Raw genomic sequence first — 21,927 nt, 5'->3', positions numbered from 1 at the left:
AAAACTAGAGTTGATAAGTCTTATAAATCCAGTTCGTGAGTTCAGACATCTCTGCAAAGTGATCGGGTGAGCCCAAAATAACATTTACCAAATAATTTAGAGAGCCCGTGGGGCGCAAAATCAATAATAAATTTTTCCCGGCCAGATCAGTTTGCCCCGTCTTTCCCCCAATAATGTCACCGGACCACGGTTCGGTTTTCAGTAAAATATTTGTACTCTCGGCTTGATGATGAAAGCTGCCATCAGATTGACGAACCACAGCGCTCGAATCTCGAGTCGCGGCAAGAAGTTCTGGCCTATGACGTATCAACCACTTACCCAACATCGCCAGATCATGAACACTAGAATAATTCACTCCGCCTGGAATCTCGGGGTCCAAACCATTCGGATTGAAGAGAGTAGTGTCATTAAGATTAAGCTCCGCAGCAAAATCGTTCATTGTCCTTATAAAATTGGCCGAATCACCCCCCGCCCGAGCGAGAGCCACGGCCGAATTATTACTGGATTCAAGCAAAAGCGGGATGAGAAGATCGTTGACCCGAAAACTATCTCCCAAACGCAGGAAACCACGGTCAACATTCTCAGGTAAATCAGCTTGCGCTAGAGTAATAACCTGATCGGGTAAATATTTATTGAGCGCCACACTCGCTGTAAAAAACTTGGTAATACTCGCGATTGGCCAGCGTTGATGGGCATCCTTCTCTACCAGCACCTCGGTGCGTCCGTCGGGCGCGAGCGCCATTGAGATGAAAGCGCGAGCGCCCAGCGCTGGTGGTGAAGAATTTGTCTTAAGTTTAACAATCGGTTCTGGAATATTAAGTTCGACTTCCGCAGAAGAAACCAGTGGTCTGCTGTCAGCGAGAAAAATCAATCCCGCAACCAAAGCGAGGCTAATGAGCCAAAAAATAAAGAGTTTCTGTTTCATTGTTGAAGCGCGTGAGCCATCTCTCCCATTTCATCGGTGGGTAAAATAATTACTTTCTCCGAAGTGACAGCTAATGGTTCTAGGCCGTCACGGATACGTTGTACAGTCAATTCTGAACGTTCAGCAATCGTCCCAGTTAAAACAATCAAATCGGCACCACCCAATGAAACAATATATGCGGCAATATATTTCAAAATACTGTTAACAAAGACACGTAAAACAAACTGGGCCCTAAGGTCACCGCCCTTTTCTTGTAGCAGTAAGTCTCTGACCTCGCCCGTTCCCCCACTTAGGGCAAACAGACCCGATTTAGTCTCAAGCTCGCGCGACAAATCTCCCGAAGACAAGCCCGACCCGAGAACAAGGTGAAGAAGTGCTCCGGGATCTAGTTCCCCCACCCTTGTACTAGAAAGAACCCCAGAAAAGGGAGTAAAGCCCATCGAAGTCTCTATCGTCTTACCCTCCAGAAGAGCGGTTACACTCACGCCACCGCCAAGATGCGCCACAATAAGTTTACGGGGGAGACCACCATCTCGTGCAGAAAGTTTACGAACAATTGAACCAACCGAAAAACCATGGTAACCAAAACGATAGAGATCCAGTTTTTCTGCCAAGGTCCTATCAATGGGAAAAAGTCGTGCCTCTTCTGGTAATGGTTGATGAAAAGCCGAGTCAGATAGGGCAAAAATTGGCACCGCTGGCAAAAAACTCTTAAGTACCTCCAATTCTCTCAGCACTGGCTCAAGGTGAAGCGGCCACATTAAGGCTGATTTATGTAGCATCTCCAAGTAACCCGCATCTAAACTTTTGTGTTGGGTGAAAAAAGTTCCAGGCGCGACAATCCTAATACCAATCTTCACAACTTCCTTTTTTTCACCCAAAAATTGCTCTAGCGAGAAACCGTCGTCTGGAGATTCCTGCGTCGCTCGTGACAAAATCTCTCCGTCCTCGCTTGCAAGAGCGTATTTCTTTGTCTGACTACCGAGATTAACTATTAGATATTTTGCTGCCATTGCCAATTTTCTATTTCTTCCGGATCTACTCCGTTTTCAATAATAAATTTTTTATGTGCCCTAATTTTGTCACGATACAAGTCTATCAGCCGTTCCGCCTTTAGGCTATCGAGGACACCGGCCTCGCGCATTTTAGCAAAAACTTCTAGAACTAGATCATAACGACTAGTGCCGTTTCGAAGATGAAGATCAAACGGTGTCGTCGTGGAGCCATTCTCCACATAACCGTGGACAGAGAATCGATCCTTTACATTCTGGTGGTTAAATAGAACTTGCTTCAATGTCTCGGGGTAACCGTGGAAATTAAAAATGACTGGTTTATCTGATGTGAAATAATTTTCAAAACTCTCCGGCGCCACCCGACAGGCTTCATTACCAATACCAAGAGCAGAAACCTCTAAAATATTCACGAATCTGGTTTTGATTTCTGGTGCTTCTCGTCGAATCAAGTCGATTGCGGCAAGTGATTCTTTAGTGAGATACTCGCCCGCCGCCGAAAGCACAATATCTGGTTCGGGCTGACTGGCAAAATCCCAAACGAGTAATCCTTCCTCCAACTCACGTTCGATCAATTCTGGGGTAAGCCAGCGTGGTTCTACGGTCTTCCCCGCCACAATTATGTTGATCTCATTTCTAGTACTCAAACAGCGTTTGAGTACGGCGAGTGCGGTATTGCCGTCGGGAGGGAAAAAGACTTTTACAAAACAACCCTGTTTCTGAAGCATGTTATCAATGAACCCCGGATTCTGGTGAGAAAACCCATTGTGTTCCTGACGCCATCCAGATGAAGTCAGTATATAGGTAAAGGAAGGCAAGTCACCCCGCCAAGAAATTTCGCGAGCAACCCGTAAAAATTTAGCATACTGGTCCGCCATACTCGCCACTACCTGGATGAACGCTTCATAAGAGGCGAACACGGCCCAACGTCCAGTCAGAATATACCCCTGGGCTAGCCCCTGAAGAGCATTTTCACTCAACATTTCCATCACTCGTCCGTCTGGATCAAGATCACGATCCCAAGTTTCAATTTTACCCATGAACGCCCGCTTGGTTTCAGTGAAAACAGCATCTAGCTTGTTTGAGTAAGTTTCGTCCGGTGACATTAAACGAAAATTGTTTTGAGATGCATTCTGTTTAAAGACCTGCGCCAAATAAAGTCCAAGGCGGCGCATACTACTAGAACCGATTACGCCTGGGGCACTTACTTCTTCGGTAAATGTATCAACTTCCGGTAAAACCAGGTCCGACAAACGCTCACCAAATGCGTGGGGACTGCGACCCATTAGCCTCTCCTCCGATGGCAACACTTCTCTCAAGTCTGACTTAAGTCCTCCCTCGGGATCAAACAACTCTGCAAAATTGTAGGAGCGAAGCCAGGTTTCTAGCGCCTCCCGCTCACCAACATCTGCCCGCGCATTAGTTGCCACTACTTGATGCGATAAACAATTACCCTCAATCTTCTGTCCATTCAATTCTTTGATTCCTGTCCAACCCTTGGGAGTTCTCAAGACAATCATGGGTGGCCGTAAATTGTGGTTCGTTCGACGAGAAACAATTTTCTGATAAGCCACCGTGAGAGTCTCTGCCATCGTGGTATAAACGGTGTCATCTTCACCACTGACAATTGCCGGTTCATACCCGTAACCTCGAAAAAGGGAAAGCAACTCTTCGTCAGTCATTCGGCCGAAAATGGTTGGACCAGAAATTTTGTAACCATTCAGATGTAAGATCGGCAAAACCGCTCCGTTCGTTTTAGGATTAACAAATTTGGAAAGGTGCCAAGCCGTGGCCGCCGTACCGGTCTCCGCCTCACCATCACCCACAAGACAGGCGATGATTAAATTCGGATTATCTAAAACGGCGCCATAAGAAGTGGCCAATGAGTATCCGAGCTCACCGCCCTCTAGAATCACACCGGGCGTGGCTGGCGAACTGTGACTTGGAAAACCATAAGGCCAGCTAAATTGTTTCGCGATATACGTGAGGCCAGCCAGATTTATCGTTGCTTCAGGATAATACTTCGCCAATGTTCCCTCCAGAAATAAATTCGCCTGCAAAGCGGGAAAACCGTGTCCGGGACCAAGAACAAACATCATCTCGGCATTAGTTTTTTTAATTAAAGCGTTTAGATTCGCGTAAACAAAATTAATTCCCGGACAAGTCCCCCAGTGTCCAAGCAGGCGTGGTTTGATATCTTCTGGAGACAGTGGTCGTTCCAATAGAAAATTGTCACGAAGATAGATTTGGGCCGCGCTAATATAGTTTGCGGCACGAACATAACGCTTAATCTTTTCCACCTCCAAACTTGCTACCATGTTCTTATTGTAACATACTGGAATCATGGTTTATGAGAAGATGTTGAAACCTCTGTTCTTCTCTCTTGATCCTGAATATGTTCATGACCTTTTTACCAGTATTGGTGAAAAACTGGGTCAATCCCGAGCGGGCCGTTCCATCACTAGCTGGGCTTATGACTACCACGGTGACAATGCTTCTGTCACCGTAGACGGCATAAAATATCGCACACCAATAATCCTCTCTGCCGGTTTTGACTATAACGCTCGTCTCACCACGATCCTCCCTTCACTCGCCTTCGGCGGCGTGGAAGTTGGGTCCATAACCGCCCGGCCATGTGCGGGAAACAAGGCACCACGACTAACCAGATTGCCTCGCTCGCGAAGTATTATTGTGAATAAAGGTCTGCGCAATGACGGTGTGGACGCCATCATTGACCGTCTGCAAAAAAAGGAACGGATCAGTGATTTCGTAATCGGTGTCAGTATTGCCCGCACCAATGATTGTGAGACCACGGACGTGGAATCTGGCATAACCGATTACCTAACAAGCTTCCAAAAACTGAACGAATCGAATGTCGGGGATTATTACGCCATCAATATTTCTTGCCCAAATGCTTTCGGTGGAGAAACTTTTGCCGAACCCGCCAGACTACAGCTCCTGCTTTCCGCATTGGCCACAGTTAGAACGACCAAACCGATCTATATCAAAATGCCAATCAACTTATCTTGGACAGAATTGTCGGCGCTTCTGCGGGTGATTGAGCCATTCAAGATTAACGGTGTAATTATCGGCAACCTAAACAAAGATTATTCTTCGCTGAAAATAAGAGAAGAGGCGCCAGCGGAATACCGCGGTGGCTTGAGCGGTTCACCTTGTTTCCTACCATCCAACAATCTTATTCGTAAAACCAGAGAAAAATACGGCAAACGATTCACCATTATCGGCACGGGTGGCATCTTCTCCCCCGCCGACGCAATGGTCAAACTCGCCGCCGGAGCAGACCTGGTTCAGTTGATTACCGGAATGATTTACCGTGGCCCAAGTCTTATTAAAAATATCGCTCACGAATACGCTCAGAGAAAAAAGCTGGTTGCCATAAAGTGACAATCAACTGAGATTCAGAATATCCTCCGCTAGTTCCAGTAATTCTTCTTGATTGAAATGTTGACGATTTTCGAAGACGCGCGGGATAGACGTAGGTAAAGCCTTTTCAAACTTTGCCAAATCGCCAAATGGGACAACACTATCGTCCTTACTGTGATACAAATAAACTTTCTCGGTTTGTAAATCTAACTTGGCCGGCAAGGTGAAGGTGGCCAAATTATAACCGTCTGCGTCCTTATCATGAACAGCGGCAATCAGAAACACTGCCGCAATTTTCTTTGGAAATTTATTTTCACTTAAATATTTTGCCAAGAAATCACCGCCAAGCGAGTGCCCGACCAAGATAACCCCATCATCCAAAAATGGAATAAGTTTTTCAAACCAAATTTTCCACTCTTCAAATTGAGCATTCGTCTTATTGGGCATCACCGGTAGAATAACCTCATAGCCATCTCCCAGTTTTTTCCTCAACCACGGTTTCCAGTCGCTTTTGTCTGATCGGTAGCGTTCAATATCAATTTCGTAATCACGCAGGAAATTCAAGTACTCTTCCCGAGTCTCAAATGTATCTCCGCCATGAATGACTACGACTTGTTTTTTCATTGCCTTACTTTGAAACATTATACCTCAAAGTAATAATTCCCCGCTGTGATTTATCAACCGAAATAAGTTCCGTTTTGATTTCGAAATCACTTGGCGCAAAAAGCGGAATTCCCCTGCCAATGAAAACTGGCTCAAGATTTAAGATTATTTCATCTAGTAAATTGGCCTGAATAAAGGCGGAATTGATACTCGCCCCGCCAGCCACCAGAGCCTTCTTAAAACCTTTTCCGGCCAGTTTAGCCAAGGCGTCAGTTGGCGAATTTGCTAAAATATAACCCTCAGGCAGTTTAAAGTCTCGGTCTTGCGAAATAACGATTCTCTCCACCCCAATCAAATCGTCAAAATTATAATCTTCATCCCACTTTTTCACCGCCTCATAAGTTTTCCGACCAACGACAAAGTGGCCAAACTCTCTGGCTAATTCACAAAACTTCGCCCAATTTTCTGACGACAAGAAATCCTCTCCGCCACTTTCCGTGGCAATAAAACCATTCACCGACAGCGCCATAAAAAGTGTAGCCTTCATTCAGTGATCATTATAACAAAAAGTTCGGGCTTACTTCCAACAAAATCCTGACTGACATTCCACACGTGCTTGGCGCTTTCTTCATTGGTTTTGGTGTCGGCTATCTAAAATTCGTGCTCTTTATCAATTTCTAGAATCACGAATTTTATCCCTTTTGGCTCTAGCACTTTTGGCGGTATGGCGTGCGTAGAACCAGGTTGTTTCAAAATCCCTTCATGTACCGGAAAACAGATTTTTGGTTTTACTTCAAGCGCGTAGTCAATCGCCTCTAATAGCCTCATCCAAGGCCCTGCCACAGGCAGGGCTAGAATCTCAACTTGTTTTCCTGGATTGGTGAAAGCGTCGCCAGGATAGAAAAGTTTGTTAGCAATAAAATAACCAATATTTTGAATCGGCGGAATTGAAATGTGCATGAGGGCATGATTTTCTCCAAAGCCCTCAATCAAAACTCCATTTGCGTCAAAATTTTGACCATTTTCAACCACGCTGAAAGCAATACTATCTTTTTCCAAAAGTGCACCGACACTTTTGTTGGTAATAACTTTCGCTTGCGGATTATTTTTTAAAAGTGTTTTCAGCGAATCAATATGAAAATGGTCAGTGTGTTCGTGCGTAATTAGCACGAAGTCAATATTTTTTACTTCGCTTTGTTGTGTTGAATAAGTTCCAGGGTCAGTTAAAATTCTGACTCCGTTTTCTTCTATCAATAAGCAACAATGTCCAAATTTTGTTATTTTCATAATGTTTCCAATGGATAAATATCAAAAGCGACTTCCTCGTATGGATGAACCGCTTTAGCTTTTTCAATAACTTCCTTTAAAATTTCTCGCGGTACGATCGCTTCAATTTTTTCTTCTTCAACAGATTCGTATTTGTTGGCTTCGCCAACAGTGGGATTTGATTTTTCATTACCACGAAAACGACCTACTCCAATAGTAGAAAAAGAGCAAAAGTCATAATTTCCAATTTTTCCTGCCCCCGCTTCGCCTAGAGCTTGACGCACAGCGTCAGCGTGGGAAAGCGGAACAAAAACAACTAATTTTACGTTTTTTGATTCCATAAATTATTTTATCTTTTCCCGAAGATAGTCGACTATTGCGTCAATGTTTTTGGAAACTTCAGCAGAAAAAGCATCCTGTTCTGTTTCAGAACTCTTGTCGTAAATAACATCATGTATAGCCATTAGATCTTTTGTGCGAATTTCAGGTGCAAAATTTTGATTAAGGTTGATATTTAACTCTCGAACTTTTTTATTTAAAGGTTTCGCTAGATCCATTATCTTGTGACCCCATAATGCTTCTGCAACAAGAAGATGAGCCTCCGCTTCAGTATATGCGTCAGTGATTTTCTGCCAACGCATTTCGTAGACATAGGAACGCTCGTTTTTCTTTATATCTTCGTCAGATTTTTCTGGATTTTTCTCTTTTATGAATTTTACTGCTCGCTGGCTTTCGGAAGGCCAAATTGCAGGATTGCGAACATGTTCTATTGCTTTTCGTAATTTGAGAATTGCAAGATGTAAATTATGAGACGCTTCAAATTCTTTAGACCCTTTAATTTGTTTTTTCCAAGTAGCTAAGCCAAGTCCAGCTATTATCAGGCCAGCAAGAGTAAATAAAGCTGTTAGCACATCTTTCGTTATTAAATACCAAGCTTGATTTATTAAGGAATTTTCCATGTTTCTAAACTGTTATCCTTTTGTGAATTACTTCTGAGCCCTTTGATTCTCTAGGGAAATTTCCTTTTTCATCCGTAAACGAAAGTTCTGTTGCTGGGTGGCTCCCTTTTTTAGGGAAAAGCGACAAAATCTTTTTAATATCTGTGAATGGTGGTACTTCCAACTTTTCACCCGTAACTTCCGAAGTATGAGCACCCGAAGAAAGCGACCCTGTGTTTGGATTTTCCTTAACAAGGTTTCCCATTGCCTCGGCAGCTATTTGCCAATAAGTGCAAACCGCAATTAGGTGTTCAACAGTAGTTCCTTCATGATGTTTTTCAAGATCTTCAAGTAACTCTTCTGTGAGATTCCATAAAGTATCCCATTTTTGCGATCCCTCTGAAAAATCAATTTTTGTTGATTCTCCCAAATAAAGCATGAACGCTAGATTCAATAGAGGAAGATCATTTTCCGCATGATGAGCAAAAACATCAAGCCAATTCCCCACAAGTTTTCCGTATAGATGAGGGTAGTCTTTAAATCTTTCTTTTCTTGCTTGCTCATGTTCAACATCAAGCTTCTTGTTATAAACTGCATCTTTTTCGTCTTCTTTTTGACGATAAATTTTCCAAAGTATGAAAGCTATTATTGCTAAAATTATGTAAAGAATAGTCATAATAAAATTTAGTTAATTATTTTAATAAATCCTCCATAGAAATGCCTAACGACTTGGTGATTTTTTGGATTAATTTGAACGCTTGGTGGACCCTACCGGATTCGAACCGGTCACCCCCACATTGCAAATGTGGTGCTCTACCAAATGAGCTAAGGGCCCTATTCCACCTTATACCAGACTATCAACTTTTGTTACTAAATCCAAATCCTTATTATCTCGCCAGAGCCAGTTTAATCACATGGTTCAAAAATTCGGGATAGGTGCAACCCACCGCCGCAAGCGACTTCGGCAAGAGCGATTCACTCGTTAAACCGGGAAGACTATTAGTTTCCAATAAATAGATACCGCGCGTGGGATGAAGAATGAAGTCTGATCGCGAATAATGCTCAAGACCAAGCGATTGATGGGCCAATATCGCTAACTCTTCCAGCTTTTTCTTCTCTTCATTTGTAAAACATCCGGGGCAAACTTCTTCTGTTGCTCCATTGTACTTATCATCATAGGTCCAAACACTCTTACCAGCCGGTCGACGAATCTCAATGGCCGGCAAGGCATAATGTTTCTGGTTACGAAAATTATCAACCACACCAACTGTTGCCTCCTTGCCCCGGATATATTCCTCGACAATGACTTTACCAGAAAAACGAAAACACTCGGCAATGGCGTGTGATAGTTCTGTGAAATTTTTTGCAATATACAACCCAACGGAAGAGCCCCGGTCGGCTGGCTTCACCACCCAGGGTGGTGAAATCGTCTGGAAAACTTTCGTGGCCGCCGCCTCCGCTGGTTCGCGCTCAAGATCGAAGAGCTGACCAGCCGGAACCTTCAAGCCCGCCCGCCGAAAACTTTCTTTCGCGGTGGACTTATTCATCGCTAGCGCCGAAGCAAAAGATTTGGAACCAGTATATGGTACGCCGGTTTTATCTAAGACATTTTGCACCTGTCCATCCTCACCATATTCACCATGCATCGCGTTCCAAATCACATCAGCATAACGGCTGATTTCTTGAGCGCCGATTGGCAGACCACGATAGTGCCACACACCCTTTTTATCGATGAGAATATCGTGTCCCTCATAACCTTCCGGCAAATGCTTAAGGACACTCGCACCCGTCTCCAGCGAGACATCATATTCGGCACTCGGCCCACCGCGCAACACAGCAACGCGAATCCTAGACATTGCGCCAATTGTAACAGACGGGCAAGGCAAACAAAAGTTTAAAACAGCGCCCGCCTCCGCTTCTGACGATGATAGGAAATGGCGAATCGGTGCGCCTCGTGGTTCGCCCTAATTATCTCTGCTTCATACTTTTTACCAGCAGTTTTATCTCCCAGAATTTCCCGGGCGCGATGTTTATCATCCTTCACCACACTGACTAAAGCCATTTGCTCTAAACCATTCTCCAATAAAGTATTCTCTGCCACCTTGAGTTGATTTTTACCACCATCAATCACAATCAGATTAGGAAATGGCCATTCCGGATGATTAAGTCTTCGTCCCAGAATTTCCCGCAAGGCACCCAGATCATCACCCGCTTTACTGGTCCGTAACTTAAATTTACGATACTTATCTCGCACCATTTCGCCATTTTCTAGGACAACCATCACGCCCACAGTATTCTGTCCACCCAGATGAGCCACATCGTAGGCCTCCAATCTGAATAACCCCTGTCCACTCTCCGAACTAATGCCTTCCGATTTAATCAGTGCCACATCTTGAATGTGTTGTAAGGCAAAAAGTTGCTTCTTGATCTTACCGGCCCCCTCAAACATCTGTTTTCGTGCTAAACGCTTCATCTCACTATCTAAACTCTGGAGAAGTTGCCTCTTCTTGCCAGAGAAAAAGAGGCCAATTTGCTTAACCAGTTTTCGATAATCGGTCTCACTAACCAGACCAGCGCAAACGCCCGGACATAAACCAATTTGGTAATTGAAACACGGGCGAGAACCACCCGGCTTACACTTGTCTCGAAACGGAAAGATTTTGCGGATAATTTTGAGCGCCGTTTTAATTTCTGTCGAATACGGGAAGGGGCCGAAAACGGCGCTGGTCAAATATTTCTCTAAGTTACTCCCACGCACAAGGAGAATTCTGGGCCACTTTTCTTCGGTGATTACCACATACCAAAAAGTTTTTCCGTCTTTTTCCTTAGCATTGTGTTTCGGTTGGTGCTTTTTTATCAAAACCGCTTCCAAGATTAAGGCCTCCAAAACAGAGTCTGTCGGTCGAGTTTCCACCCGCGTGGCCTCATTGACCATCTTAACCAACCACTCACCACGAGTCTCGGCTAGCCCCCTGCCGAAGTAACTTCTCACTCTATTTCTCAACGAAGTCGCTCGGCCAATATAGAGAATCTCCTGTCCCCGTTTAAATAGGTAGACTCCCGGTGAGTCGGTAATGTTTTTGAGTTGTCCACTTTTAATCATTTGACTAATTTAACAGTGAGTATATTCTTTAGGTAGTTCCTGATCCTGCGTTTCTTTCCCTCCGGAGAGCGTCGAATTGTTCCCCAGCGGACATATCGGCGCTTTCTTTTTTTTCATAATCTATTTTTGCAAGATCCGCCGAAGATACTTTGCCGTGTGAGAACTAGCAATTCGGGCTACTTCTTCTGGTGTCCCCTTCGCCACCAGTTTACCACCACCATCACCACCCTCCGGACCCAAATCGATTACATAATCCGCATTCTTCACAATTTCCAAATTGTGCTCAATCGCCAGAACGGTATTGCCCCGCTCAACTAGTTTATGAATAATCTCCACCAACTTGTTAACATCTTCGTAATGTAAGCCGACAGTCGGCTCATCCAAAATATAGAAAGTCCTTTCTGTGCGCGGTCGGTAAAGTTCCGAAGAAATTTTCACCCGTTGAGCTTCCCCACCAGACAGTGTGGTAGCTGATTGTCCAAGTTCCAAATAATCTAAACCGACCTCGTGAAGCATTCCCAATCGGTCAGCAATCGCAGGTATATCTTGGAAAAATTTCAAGGCCTCCTCCACGGTCATACATAAAACTTGGTGAATATTCTTATCCTTGTATTTCACCGCCAATGTCTCCTTATCGAAACGTCGACCACGGCACACATCACATTCAACATAAACAGTTGGCAGAAAATGCATCTCCACCGCAATCGTGCCATTTCCCTGACAAGCTTCACAGCGCCCGCCCGGCACATTGAAAGAGAAGCGGTTTGGTTTCCAACCGCGCAGTTTTGCGCCCTCCGTCTCAGAAAAGAGCTGTCTAATGAAAGTGAAAGAGCCAGTATAGGTAGCCGGGTTTGAGCGTGGCGTGCGACCAATTGGCGATTGATCAATCAAGACGACGCGACCAAGATACTCTGTGCCCGAAAAAGTCTGACAATGAAAAGTTTCATTGGTTCGATAACGCCTTTCATAGCGTGCCTGTAAATTCTTATAAACAATTTCGTGGACAAAAGAAGATTTACCAGAACCAGAAACCCCCGTCACCGCGATGAGTCGCCCGAGTGGAATATCCACATTTAAATTCTTGATATTGAAAATGTTCCCGCCACGGATCTTGATGACCCCCTTTTCATTGGTTCGGCGCTTCTTCGAACAAGAGACGCTTTTCTCTCCACGCAGATAATCAACCGTCAGTGAGTTAAAGTCATTCTTCTTCGCGGTAAGCAGTTTATCGGTTTCTCCAGAAACAACAATATGCCCGCCATGGATACCAGCCCCCGGCCCGATATCAACCAGATAGTCTGAGGCAAAAATTGTGTCCTCATCGTGCTCCACCACGATAATGGTATTACCAAGATCACGCAGTTCCTCCAGAGTCTTAATCAGGCGATCATTATCTCGCGGATGAAGGCCGATTGTCGGTTCATCCAATACATAGAGTGCTCCGACTAAACGCGAGCCAAGCTGTGAGGCCAGACGAATCCTTTGAGATTCCCCGCCTGACAAGGTGTTTGCTCGCCGTTCTAGAGTCAAGTAATCAAGACCCACATCTAGGAGAAACTGTAGACGCGCCTCAATTTCTTTCAAAACGACCTTAGCAATCTCCCGTTCTTGGTTCGTCAGCTTAATGGCATCAAAGAAATTATGCGCCGTTTGGATAGACATCGCCGTCACTTCGACAATATTCTTTCCGCCCAATTTCACATTCAGTGACTCCGGGCGCAGGCGAGCGCCATGACAAGCTTCGCACGGTTCATCGCCGAAGAGATGCTTGGTGCCCAGCCCATTACAAGTCGCGCAAGCGCCGTAAGGTGAATTGAAGGAAAAGAGTCGTGGCTCCACCTCCGGATATGAGAAACCATCATCTGGGCAAGCAAAACGAGCAGACAAAATAATTGATTCCTCTCCAAGGATAATCCGCACCAAGCCATCAGTCTCTCCGAGGGCGCGTTCAACCGCTTCATTCAAGCGTTCTTTACTAGACTTGAGGTCGGCGAAGATAATCTCGTCAATAAGTACATCAATGTCATGTTTTTTGTTCTTTTCTAGCACGATCCGCTCACGCAGTTTTTTCCGTTCGCCATTAATCAAAACCTCACTGTAACCCTTCTCAATCAAATCGTAGAGCAACTGGTAATATTCTCCCTTCCGTCCACGTACCAACGGAGCGTAAAAGCGAACGGAACCGGTCTTATCTTTGGTCTTTGCAATTTTTTCTCTAGCAAAACTAACTATCTCTGAAGTAGAGAGCTTCTCAATTCTCCGCCCGCACACAAGACAGTGAGGCTGACCTACCCGAGCATAAAGAACACGCAAATAATCGTAGATTTCTGTAATCGTCGCGACAGTCGACCGCGGGTTCGATGACCTTGTCTTCTGGTCAATTGAGATTGCAGGCGAGAGACCGGTAATCTCGTCCACATCGGGCTTTTGCATTGTGTTCAGAAACTGACGCGCGTAAGCGGAGAGACTTTCCACATAACGCCTCTGACCTTCTGCGAAAATCGTATCGAAGGCCAAACTCGATTTTCCTGAACCAGATAAACCCGTAAACGCAATCAATTTATTGCGGGGAATCTCCACACTAATATTTTTCAAATTATGAGTCCTCGCCCCCTTGACAATAATTTTGTCTGCCATAAAAGTTTTTCAGTGTAACATATTTATAAGAAAGAGAAAAGGTCCGGAAACATCCAGACCTTTTGGTCACCGCTAAAAAATTCCTGATATTTAAGCGGGCCGAAAATGTGTCAACACCAGAAACAGTAAGACCAACAACAGCACAACGACCGAAATCTTCACAACAAATTTTTTCATTACCTTTCTCCTTCATTTCGTCCTCTTCTTACCAAAGAGAATACTGGAAAACATAAACAACAGGAAAAGAATCGGGGTAACACAACAACCGCAAAGTGAATCCATAGAAAGACCTCCAGCTAATTCCAAGCTAGTCCTTTTTCTTCTTTTTGTCCAGCGGTTCCTCAACCAGTGCGCGGATCTCATCACGAAGCAGTGCCGCCGTCTCAAAATCCAAATTTTTAACAGCCTCACCCATTTGTTTCTCTTTTTCCTGAATTAATTTTTTCAAGTTGTTGCCATACTTGGCTCGATCAAGCGCAACTAATTGCCCCACCGCCCGATCGTGTTCACTTTGCAATGCTTCCGTAATATCCTTTATCTTTTTAATAATTGTCTGTGGGGTAATATGGTATTTTTTGTTGTGAGCTAATTGAATTACTCGCCGTCGATTTGTTTCGCTAATTGCTCGCTCCATGGAATTAGTTACATTGTCAGCATAAAGAATTACCCGACCCTCCACATTGCGTGCGGCCCGGCCAATTGTCTGAATTAGGGCCACCTCCGAGCGGAGAAAGCCCTCCTTGTCAGCATCAAGTATTCCGATCAAAGAAACCTCCGGTAGATCCAGGCCCTCACGAAGCAGGTTAACACCCACCAAACAATCGAACTTCCCCCGCCGAAAATCCGTAAGAATGGCGATGCGTTCCAAAGTTTTAATTTCGCTATGCAAATATTCCGACTTCATTCCCACATTTTTCAGATAGTCACTCAGGTCTTCCGCCATCTTCTTCGTCAGGGTCGTCGCAATTGCACGATAACCTTTCTTAATTTCCTTTTCCGCTTCGGCAACAAAATCTTTCACTTGCCCCGCATAATTCTTTGTCGAGATAATGGGTCGAACTTCCAGTTTCGGGTCAACCAAGCCGGTTGGCCGGATAATCTGCTCCACGATATTTTCTCCAGAAACCCCACGTTCATAGTCACTCGGCGTGGCGCTAGTATAAATAACCTGTCCAACTCGATCCTTAAACTCCTCAAACTTCAGCGGACGATTATCCTTCGCGCTGGGCAAGCGAAAACCGTATTCCACCAAGTTCTCTTTCCGACTGGCGTCACCGGCGTACATCCCCCCGATCTGGGGAATTGTAACATGTGATTCATCGATGATTGTTAGAAAATCTTCAGGAAAATAGGAGAGCAGGGTGTCTGGCGGTTCACCGGGCGCACGACCAGAAAGATGACGTGAGTAATTCTCAATACCGTTACAATAACCAACCTCCCGAATCATCGCCAAATCATAATTAGTGCGACGCTTTAATCTCTCTGCCTCAAGCAACTTGCCCTCAGTGGTCAACTTTTTAAGCTGGACAGCCAATTCTTCCTTAATGGTTCTGAAAGCTTTATCGCGGGCGGCAGGGGTGGTGATGAAGTGCTTAGCTGGAAAAAGGAAAATGTGGCTTGGCTCATCGAGGACAACGCGGGAAATCGGATCGACTCTTTTGATTTCACTAATCTTGTCACCAGACAGAAGAAGATTGAAAATTTCTTTCGCACCCGGTGGAATTACCTCCACGGAATTGCCGATCGCACGGAAAATGCCCGACTGTAAATCGGCATTACTCCGCTGATAGTGGATCTTGATTAGCTTCTTCAGTAACTCCTGTCGCGAGATTTTCTGCCCCACAGATAGTTTCAAATTCTCCGCCTCATACTCTTTCGGCGAACCGAGACCGTAGATACAGGAAACGGAAGCGACAATAACCACATCCTTCCTGGTGAGAAGGGCCTGGGTGGAAGCATGTCGCAATCGATCAATCTCCTTATTAATCTGCGCATCTTTCTCGATATAGGTATCGGTCGCAGCGATGTACGCTTCCGGTTGATAGAAATCGTAATAAGACACGAAGTAATGAACAGCATTGTCGGGAAAGAAATCCTGGTACTCCTGGGCGAGCTGGGCGGCAAGCGTCTTATTATGAGCAATCACGAGGGTGGGTCGCTGAACTGCGGCAATCACATTGGCCATTGTGAATGTTTTACCAGATCCGGTAACACCGAGAAGGGTCTGGTGCTCTTTGCCTTTCTTCAGACCAGCCACCAATTGCGAAATCGCGTGAGGTTGATCCCCATCAGGTTTAAACTTTGATTGGAGTTTGAATTTCGTCACAAACCTAATCTAACACTCCCATTTGACTTTTGCCACCGAAATCTCCCTTTCTATTGACAAATTAAGATTTGTGTGCATATAATTAGTGTTGGTAGACTGTAGTTTGAATTAACCGTTCTTTGATACCCTGAAGAAAGGAGGCTGCGATGGCAGTCCAAAAGATTCTGTCCGTTATTTCTGGTTTATTGTTTCTAGTCGCCTTTGTCCCCTATATCCGAGCAATCTTGTCTGGAGAAACAAAGCCAGCCAAAACATCTTGGCTTATCTGGGCCACTCTGGACACCATCACCCTCACCGCAATGTTCGTGGCAGATACCGTCAACGGACAAATCGTTGGAGCGGTTCTCGGTTCCTGGATAGTGGCTGGCCTGGCAATGAAATATGGTTCTCCTGGCTGGACGAGGATCGACGTTTTCTGCCTCGTCGGATCGGGAATCGGGATTGGACTCTGGTGGATGTTCAGTAACCCAACCTTGGGAATTGTTGTGAGCGTCAGCGTCGTTTTTCTGGCAGCAATTCCAACATTTCATTCTGCATGGGAAGATCCCTCCCGTGAAAACAGGACAGCGTGGATAATCTATTGGCTGTCGTGTGTCGCGGCCGTATTAGCAATCCCAGCGTGGACATTAGCTGATGTCGCCCAGCCAATTGTTTTCTTAACAATTGAAAGTGTGATGATGTACATCCTGTTCTTCAGTCCAGGAGCGAAGATACTTCGAATGCTTGCTGAAGATTAGGAAGCCTACACCCGCCTAGTAACACATTTGTGTGAACGGCGGGTTTTTTATCTCTAAAAACGCCATTTGCATTTTATTTTTGCCCTGCTAAACTGTTGAGAATATGCCCAAGATTGAACCAGAAATTGAGGCCTTCGCTCGCATTAAGGTCATTGGTGTAGGTGGCTCTGGAACAAATGCGGTTAGCCACATGGTTCGCTCGGCAGTTAAGGGGGTAGAATTTATCGCCATCAACACCGACGCTCAAGATCTTCATCACTCTCTGGCGAAAAAGAAAGTTCATATTGGGAAAAATCTAACTAGAGGCTTAGGCACCGGAATGAATCCGGAACTCGGGCGCAAAGCCGCCGAAGAAAGTATCGAGGAAGTTCAAAATGTAATCCGTGGTGCCGACATGGTCTTCCTTGCCTGTGGTACTGGTGGTGGTACTGGTTCCGGCGCCACTGCGGTAATTGCTAAGGCGGCAAAGGATCAAGGAATCCTTACTGTGGGTGTCGTCACCAAACCCTTCTTCTTTGAAGGTAGCCAGAGAATGGCGATCGCCGACAAGGCAATTGATGAGATTCGGAAGGAAGTCGACTCCATAATTATTATTCCAAATGACCGTCTCCTCGGATTAATTGACAAGAACACCACGGCCACAAACGCTTTCGCAATGTGCGATGAGATCCTGCGCCAGGCCGTAGAAGGCATCTCTGATCTAATCACCACGCCAGGAATCATCAACGTGGACTTTGCTGATATCCGCGCCGTCATGGCCAACACCGGTTCGGCCCTAATGGGAATCGGTCGCTCGGCGGGAGAGAATCGAGCGATTGATGCCGCCAAAGCCGCCATCAATTCTCCTCTTCTTGATGTGGCAATCGACGGGGCAAAGGGTGTACTCTTCGCTATTGCCGGTGATCACAATATGACAATGTTTGAGATTCAAGAAGCAGCTAAGGTGATTATCGCTTCTATTGATCCAAACGCTAGAGTTATCTTCGGTGCTATCCACGACGAAAAACTTGGCAAGAACGAGATCAAGGTCACGGTTATTGCTTCTGGTTTCCCCGAGAACACCCGGAAAAAGTCAGTCCCCCTTTTCGGCGGTGACAAATTAAGTGACAATAAGGACGATAAAAAGAAAGAAAAAGAAGACAAGGAAACTGAACCTGAAATAAAGACAAAGGGACCAGACGAAGAAGATGAGGACTGGTCTTCTATACCCGCCTTCCTCCGTCGTCCGAAGAAGTAATTTTAAAACATGATTTACGATCTAATTATTATCGGCGGTGGCCCCGCTGGAGTAGCGGCCGGTGTTTATGCGGCCCGAAAGAAGTTGCGCACTCTTTTCCTGACCACAGATTTTGGTGGCCAATCTTCTGTTTCTGCCGAAATTCAAAATTGGATTGGCACAAGAGCAATTCCTGGCGAAGAACTGGCGAGACAATTACGCGAACACCTTTTCACTTACGAATCTCCTGACTTCGTGATTAAAGAAGGCGAGAAAGTAACAAAAATTACCCAGAAAGAAAAAGATTTCATTGTTAGTAATGAAACTGGTGACAACTTTGAGGCTCGGGCGGTGCTAATAACCACCGGTGCAATGCGCCGGAAACTCGAGGTACCCGGTGCCAAAGAATTTGAACAAAAGGGTATCACTTACTGCGCCACCTGTGATGGTCCACTCTTTGCTGATCAGGACGTGGTGGTAATTGGTGGTGGCAATGCCGCTTTCGAAACCGCCGCCCAATTACTGGCCTACTGCCGAAGCGTTACCTTGATTCACCGTGGTGACACTTTCCGTGCTGATGAGATCACCGTAGAGAGAGTCCGTCGTAATCCGAAAATGAAAATAATCACCAACGCGGAATTGAAAGAATTTCGAGGCGACAAAATGCTTACGAGTTTGGTTTACCAAGATACCAAAACAAACGAGGAAAAGAAGATGGAAACAGGTGGCGTTTTCGTAGAGATCGGACTTGTGCCAACTACTTGGTTTGCGAAAGACTTGGTAAAGCTAAATCAAAATAATTCAATCGTGGTAGACCCGAGAACACAAGCGAGTAGTATCCCTGGTGTCTGGGCGGCCGGTGACTGTACCGACGCACTCTATCACCAGAATAACATCGCGGCCGGTGATGCGATTAAGGCACTGGAGAATATCTACCAGTATCTGCATGCGAGGAACGATTAATCTTCAAATTGAGGGTGGCGAGAAATTACATGGCGAGATTACGACCAAGTGTTCCAAGAACGCCGCCGTTGCCCTGCTCTGTGCCTCTCTCCTCAATAGAGGCAAAACGACCTTAAAAAACGTGCCGAAGATCGAGGAGGTGGAGCGAATCATCGAGGTACTAGAAAGCATTGGCGTGAAAGTGATTCGTTCTAATAATGACCTAAGAATTATTCCGCCAGAAAAATTGGAGCTGGTCCGACTAGACCAGATTGCCGCCGGAAAAACCCGTAGTGCCCTCCTAATGATTGGTGCGTTCATCCATCGTTCCTCCGCCTTCCGCTTCCCCCACTCTGGTGGATGCAAGCTTGGCGCCCGGACGGTGCGCCCACATCTATTCGCTCTCGAAAAGTTTGGGGTAAAGATAAACTCTAAATCTGATCATTACGAGATAAAGAGAAACAAACTGAAACCGGCAGAAATCGTTCTCTACGAATCTGGCGACACCGTAACCGAGAATGCGCTGATCGCCGCCAGTCTCATACCCGGCAAGACAACCATCAAACTGGCTTCCGCGAACTACATGGTTCGAGACCTTTGTTATTTCCTAGAACTTCTCGGGGTAAAAATCGACGGGGTAGGGACAAACACTCTCCATATACACGGCTTGGAGAAAATTGACCGAGAGGTAGAATTTGAATTAAGTGAGGATCCGATTGAATCAATGCTCTTTCTTGCCATTGCCGCCGCCACCAACTCAAATCTAACCATCAAGCGTTGTCCGATTGACTTCCTTGAGCTAGAACTACTCAAACTTGAGAAAATGGGCTTGAAGTTTAAATTGAGTCGAAGATACAAGAGCATAAATGGCCGAACTGATCTGGTAGATATCACTACTCGTCCTTCAAGATTACGGGCACTGGAAGAAAAAATTCACCCCCTTCCGTTCCCGGGTATAAATATTGATAATCTTCCTTTCTTCGTACCAATCGCCACCCAGGCCAACGGCACAACTCTCATCCACGACTGGGTCTACGAAAACCGAGCAATTTATTATATGGAACTAGTGAAGTTGGGTGCGAAAATTATCCTCGCTGACCCGCATCGTGTCTATATTGAAGGACCCACCGAATTACGTGGCACAGAAGTGATTTGCCCGCCAGCACTTCGCCCGGCCGCCATTATCCTCATCGCCATGTTAGCGGCACGCGGTACCTCAATCCTCCGCAATATCTACTCGATAAACCGTGGCTACGAGGACCTCGTCACCCGTCTCCAGAAACTAGGCGCGAAAATTAAAGTTATAAAATAAAGAGCCTCGACCAAATTGGTCGAGGCTCAAGATTCAGTATCACGACACGTCCCTAACTACCGGCCTGTGCCATAGGCAGGGAAACACCGAGCAGGGCGGCAAACTGCTCCACATCTCCACCTGTCAGAATCAACATTCCATCGGCAACCATTGTGCCGACGTGAAGGGTCACTCCAATTTGAGCTGGTTCCCCACCGACGAAGGTGACCTCCCCGGTAATCTTCTGACACGAGCCGCGTCCCCCGTCGTGAACCGCACTTCTCCGGCTGGTCATTTGACCCCGCAGTTCAAGGTGGCCCCTCGAAGAATCGTCGCTCACGGTCGATACCGTCACGGCAGCATCTGCGATAACACTCATGACATGTCTCCTTCTTTGTATTCCTAACTTCTGACCATAAAAAGTCCAACGCTGGAACTAAACCTACCACAGAGCAAGAAAGAAGTCAAACGTAGTAAGTATCTCGTTGTGACCCCATTGTATCACGAATTGGGATCCGATTTTTTATGAAATAAAGGGTTTTCTAGTCCTGTGGTATAATACGAAACATGTTCAAAGCAATATTGAGCGCCTGAGGCCGGAGTCGGGGTGGTCAATTTTGGTTTATAAAAGCGCTCGCTCACGGACCAAAATTAAGAGCAAACGAACATGTTACATGCCGGAGACCCACTCCTCAAGAAAATACCCCTAACCTAATGGGGTATTTTTTTCTTTGAGATTATTTAAACTTAATTATAACGTCTATGACACTCTATATCAGAAGGACTTAACTGATCCTTCTAAATTGGTGACCCCACCGGGAATCGAACCCGGATTACCGGCTTGAAAAGCCGATGTCCTAACCGTTAGACGATGAGGCCTTGTCTAAAATATAACATTTTTAAAAATGTTGTGGGCGGTAGAGGACTCGAACCTCTGACCCTATCGACGTCAACGATATGCTCTACCAACTGAGCTAACCGCCCATCTCGCTAAGCCAATCTAGCAAAAAAAAGTCGTCTGCGGAAGAGGTGGGATTTGAACCCACGAGGAGCTTTCACCCCTGCCGGTTTTCGAAACCGGTGCCTTCAACCACTCAGCCACTCTTCCCCCTTTCTCTACTACGCTAGCATTTTTCTTCGTTTTTTCAAAAAAATAGTCCGGCACCAATCATTACTGATTAGGTACCGGACTCATCGACACCAAACCTCCTGCCAAAGCGCAAAAGACAAAGACTTTCGATCTGACTGTCTTGATAGACACCAAGAATCCATTCTAGAAAATCTCCCGGAGAAAGCATGCACGAGGGTATGCCCCGACTAATGCGTCCAATGGCAACACATTCAACCCCCTTAACCCGCGCATTCTCCATGATCAAACGATGAAGCTCACTGCCCCATTCCCGCATATCCTTACCTTGGTCAGGAAACGGTCCGACAGCACTAGAAATCTGCCCGCCGTCGGACATCCAGAGACGCACCCCTAGATACATCGGCCACCGCCTTTCTTCCTTAGAGAACAAAAAGAACCGGAACTTGTGCTATCATAGCG

General features: G+C 45.6%; 20 protein-coding genes and 4 tRNA genes. 5 read left to right on the top strand and 19 right to left on the bottom strand.

The window, feature by feature from the left end; all coding sequences use genetic code 11:
• Window positions 1–4: 4 nt before the first annotated feature.
• From IT398_00810 to IT398_00800, 3 genes are read right to left on the bottom strand one after another with little or no spacing between them, the layout of a single operon-like run.
• The gene (locus tag IT398_00810; protein MCC6290598.1) at window positions 5–925 is read right to left on the bottom strand and encodes a D-alanyl-D-alanine carboxypeptidase; all 921 of its coding nucleotides are present in this window, start codon (window positions 923–925) and stop codon (window positions 5–7) included.
• Window positions 922–1,938, bottom strand: coding sequence for a hypothetical protein (locus tag IT398_00805; protein MCC6290597.1), 1,017 nt, complete (start codon window positions 1,936–1,938; stop codon window positions 922–924). Before IT398_00805 ends, IT398_00810 begins: the two co-directional genes overlap by 4 nt.
• Entirely contained in the window at window positions 1,920–4,253 is a 2,334-nt protein-coding gene (locus IT398_00800; GenBank protein ID MCC6290596.1) for a phosphoketolase family protein, read from the bottom strand. Before IT398_00800 ends, IT398_00805 begins: the two co-directional genes overlap by 19 nt.
• A gap of 25 nt (window positions 4,254–4,278) precedes the next feature.
• Here IT398_00800 and IT398_00795 point away from each other — a divergent pair, with 25 nt between their 5' ends.
• Window positions 4,279–5,340, top strand: coding sequence for a quinone-dependent dihydroorotate dehydrogenase (locus tag IT398_00795; protein ID MCC6290595.1), 1,062 nt, complete (start codon window positions 4,279–4,281; stop codon window positions 5,338–5,340).
• 3 nt (window positions 5,341–5,343) lie between these two features.
• On the opposite strand, the gene IT398_00790 is transcribed toward IT398_00795, so the two are convergent.
• The 11 genes from IT398_00790 to uvrB form a co-directional block, all read right to left on the bottom strand.
• Window positions 5,344–5,943, bottom strand: a complete 600-nt coding sequence (locus tag IT398_00790; protein ID MCC6290594.1) for an alpha/beta hydrolase — start codon at window positions 5,941–5,943, stop codon at window positions 5,344–5,346.
• A gap of 4 nt (window positions 5,944–5,947) precedes the next feature.
• Window positions 5,948–6,469, bottom strand: coding sequence for a dihydrofolate reductase (locus tag IT398_00785; protein ID MCC6290593.1), 522 nt, complete (start codon window positions 6,467–6,469; stop codon window positions 5,948–5,950).
• Between the two features lie 104 nt (window positions 6,470–6,573).
• A complete protein-coding gene (locus tag IT398_00780; GenBank protein ID MCC6290592.1) occupies window positions 6,574–7,209 on the bottom strand; it encodes an MBL fold metallo-hydrolase in 636 nt (211 codons plus the stop codon).
• Window positions 7,206–7,529, bottom strand: a complete 324-nt coding sequence (locus IT398_00775) for a hypothetical protein (GenBank protein MCC6290591.1) — start codon at window positions 7,527–7,529, stop codon at window positions 7,206–7,208. The genes IT398_00780 and IT398_00775 overlap by 4 nt, the downstream gene beginning before the upstream one ends.
• 3 nt (window positions 7,530–7,532) lie before the next feature.
• Window positions 7,533–8,147, bottom strand: coding sequence for a hypothetical protein (locus IT398_00770; GenBank protein ID MCC6290590.1), 615 nt, complete (start codon window positions 8,145–8,147; stop codon window positions 7,533–7,535).
• Window positions 8,148–8,151: 4 nt separating this feature from the next.
• Window positions 8,152–8,802 carry a hypothetical protein gene (locus IT398_00765; GenBank protein MCC6290589.1) on the bottom strand — a complete coding sequence of 217 codons (651 nt, stop codon included), beginning with the start codon at window positions 8,800–8,802 and terminating at the stop codon, window positions 8,152–8,154.
• Window positions 8,803–8,885: 83 nt separating this feature from the next.
• Window positions 8,886–8,961: transfer RNA gene (locus IT398_00760), tRNA-Ala, on the bottom strand.
• Between the two features lie 52 nt (window positions 8,962–9,013).
• Window positions 9,014–9,982, bottom strand: a complete 969-nt coding sequence (locus IT398_00755) for a D-alanine--D-alanine ligase (GenBank protein MCC6290588.1) — start codon at window positions 9,980–9,982, stop codon at window positions 9,014–9,016.
• 38 nt (window positions 9,983–10,020) lie between these two features.
• The gene (locus IT398_00750; protein MCC6290587.1) at window positions 10,021–11,229 is read right to left on the bottom strand and encodes a hypothetical protein; all 1,209 of its coding nucleotides are present in this window, start codon (window positions 11,227–11,229) and stop codon (window positions 10,021–10,023) included.
• Between the two features lie 120 nt (window positions 11,230–11,349).
• Window positions 11,350–13,866, bottom strand: a complete 2,517-nt coding sequence (gene uvrA, locus IT398_00745; protein MCC6290586.1) for an excinuclease ABC subunit UvrA — start codon at window positions 13,864–13,866, stop codon at window positions 11,350–11,352.
• A 307-nt stretch (window positions 13,867–14,173) separates the two neighbouring features.
• Window positions 14,174–16,192: an excinuclease ABC subunit UvrB gene (gene uvrB, locus IT398_00740; GenBank protein ID MCC6290585.1), complete on the bottom strand. Its 2,019-nt coding sequence runs from the start codon at window positions 16,190–16,192 to the stop codon at window positions 14,174–14,176.
• 146 nt (window positions 16,193–16,338) lie between these two features.
• Between uvrB and IT398_00735 the strand changes: the two genes are divergently transcribed.
• The 4 genes from IT398_00735 to IT398_00720 all read left to right on the top strand — a co-directional run bounded on the left by IT398_00735 (window position 16,339) and on the right by IT398_00720 (window position 20,399).
• Entirely contained in the window at window positions 16,339–16,929 is a 591-nt protein-coding gene (locus IT398_00735; GenBank protein ID MCC6290584.1) for a hypothetical protein, read from the top strand.
• 103 nt (window positions 16,930–17,032) lie between these two features.
• Entirely contained in the window at window positions 17,033–18,166 is a 1,134-nt protein-coding gene (gene ftsZ / locus IT398_00730; GenBank protein MCC6290583.1) for a cell division protein FtsZ, read from the top strand.
• A 9-nt stretch (window positions 18,167–18,175) separates the two neighbouring features.
• On the top strand, window positions 18,176–19,108 hold the full coding sequence (locus tag IT398_00725; GenBank protein ID MCC6290582.1) for an FAD-dependent oxidoreductase: 933 nt from the start codon (window positions 18,176–18,178) through the stop codon (window positions 19,106–19,108).
• Complete coding sequence (locus tag IT398_00720; GenBank protein MCC6290581.1) at window positions 19,053–20,399, top strand: UDP-N-acetylglucosamine 1-carboxyvinyltransferase; 1,347 nt, start codon at window positions 19,053–19,055, stop codon at window positions 20,397–20,399. The genes IT398_00725 and IT398_00720 overlap by 56 nt, the downstream gene beginning before the upstream one ends.
• 52 nt (window positions 20,400–20,451) lie before the next feature.
• Here IT398_00720 and IT398_00715 read toward each other — a convergent pair whose 3' ends face one another.
• The 5 genes from IT398_00715 to IT398_00695 form a co-directional block, all read right to left on the bottom strand.
• Window positions 20,452–20,757 carry a hypothetical protein gene (locus IT398_00715; protein MCC6290580.1) on the bottom strand — a complete coding sequence of 102 codons (306 nt, stop codon included), beginning with the start codon at window positions 20,755–20,757 and terminating at the stop codon, window positions 20,452–20,454.
• A gap of 425 nt (window positions 20,758–21,182) precedes the next feature.
• Window positions 21,183–21,257, bottom strand: a tRNA-Glu gene (locus IT398_00710).
• A 32-nt stretch (window positions 21,258–21,289) separates the two neighbouring features.
• Window positions 21,290–21,362: transfer RNA gene (locus tag IT398_00705), tRNA-Val, on the bottom strand.
• A gap of 37 nt (window positions 21,363–21,399) precedes the next feature.
• Window positions 21,400–21,486 (bottom strand) — tRNA-Ser (locus tag IT398_00700).
• A gap of 70 nt (window positions 21,487–21,556) precedes the next feature.
• A complete protein-coding gene (locus IT398_00695; protein MCC6290579.1) occupies window positions 21,557–21,868 on the bottom strand; it encodes a hypothetical protein in 312 nt (103 codons plus the stop codon).
• Window positions 21,869–21,927: the final 59 nt, after the last annotated feature.

The sequence above is a fragment of the Candidatus Nomurabacteria bacterium genome (assembly GCA_020847275.1).
Taxonomy (GTDB): Bacteria; Patescibacteriota; Minisyncoccia; order Phycocordibacterales; family JACOZG01; genus JADLCI01.
The sequence above is the reverse complement of the archived record's forward strand: the minus strand, read 5'-3'. Positions and strand labels throughout refer to the sequence as shown.

Coding starts and splice junctions, on each gene's coding strand:
- IT398_00810 (MCC6290598.1), bottom strand. CDS start 925: ATGAAACAGAAACTCTTTATTTTTTGGCTCATTAGCCTCGCTTTGGTT.
- IT398_00805 (MCC6290597.1), bottom strand. CDS start 1,938: ATGGCAGCAAAATATCTAATAGTTAATCTCGGTAGTCAGACAAAGAAA.
- IT398_00800 (MCC6290596.1), bottom strand. CDS start 4,253: ATGGTAGCAAGTTTGGAGGTGGAAAAGATTAAGCGTTATGTTCGTGCC.
- IT398_00795 (MCC6290595.1), top strand. CDS start 4,279: ATGGTTTATGAGAAGATGTTGAAACCTCTGTTCTTCTCTCTTGATCCT.
- IT398_00790 (MCC6290594.1), bottom strand. CDS start 5,943: ATGAAAAAACAAGTCGTAGTCATTCATGGCGGAGATACATTTGAGACT.
- IT398_00785 (MCC6290593.1), bottom strand. CDS start 6,469: ATGAAGGCTACACTTTTTATGGCGCTGTCGGTGAATGGTTTTATTGCC.
- IT398_00780 (MCC6290592.1), bottom strand. CDS start 7,209: ATGAAAATAACAAAATTTGGACATTGTTGCTTATTGATAGAAGAAAAC.
- IT398_00775 (MCC6290591.1), bottom strand. CDS start 7,529: ATGGAATCAAAAAACGTAAAATTAGTTGTTTTTGTTCCGCTTTCCCAC.
- IT398_00770 (MCC6290590.1), bottom strand. CDS start 8,147: ATGGAAAATTCCTTAATAAATCAAGCTTGGTATTTAATAACGAAAGAT.
- IT398_00765 (MCC6290589.1), bottom strand. CDS start 8,802: ATGACTATTCTTTACATAATTTTAGCAATAATAGCTTTCATACTTTGG.
- IT398_00755 (MCC6290588.1), bottom strand. CDS start 9,982: ATGTCTAGGATTCGCGTTGCTGTGTTGCGCGGTGGGCCGAGTGCCGAA.
- IT398_00750 (MCC6290587.1), bottom strand. CDS start 11,229: ATGATTAAAAGTGGACAACTCAAAAACATTACCGACTCACCGGGAGTC.
- uvrA (MCC6290586.1), bottom strand. CDS start 13,866: ATGGCAGACAAAATTATTGTCAAGGGGGCGAGGACTCATAATTTGAAA.
- IT398_00735 (MCC6290584.1), top strand. CDS start 16,339: ATGGCAGTCCAAAAGATTCTGTCCGTTATTTCTGGTTTATTGTTTCTA.
- ftsZ (MCC6290583.1), top strand. CDS start 17,033: ATGCCCAAGATTGAACCAGAAATTGAGGCCTTCGCTCGCATTAAGGTC.
- IT398_00725 (MCC6290582.1), top strand. CDS start 18,176: ATGATTTACGATCTAATTATTATCGGCGGTGGCCCCGCTGGAGTAGCG.
- IT398_00720 (MCC6290581.1), top strand. CDS start 19,053: ATGCGATTAAGGCACTGGAGAATATCTACCAGTATCTGCATGCGAGGA.
- IT398_00715 (MCC6290580.1), bottom strand. CDS start 20,757: ATGAGTGTTATCGCAGATGCTGCCGTGACGGTATCGACCGTGAGCGAC.
- IT398_00695 (MCC6290579.1), bottom strand. CDS start 21,868: ATGTATCTAGGGGTGCGTCTCTGGATGTCCGACGGCGGGCAGATTTCT.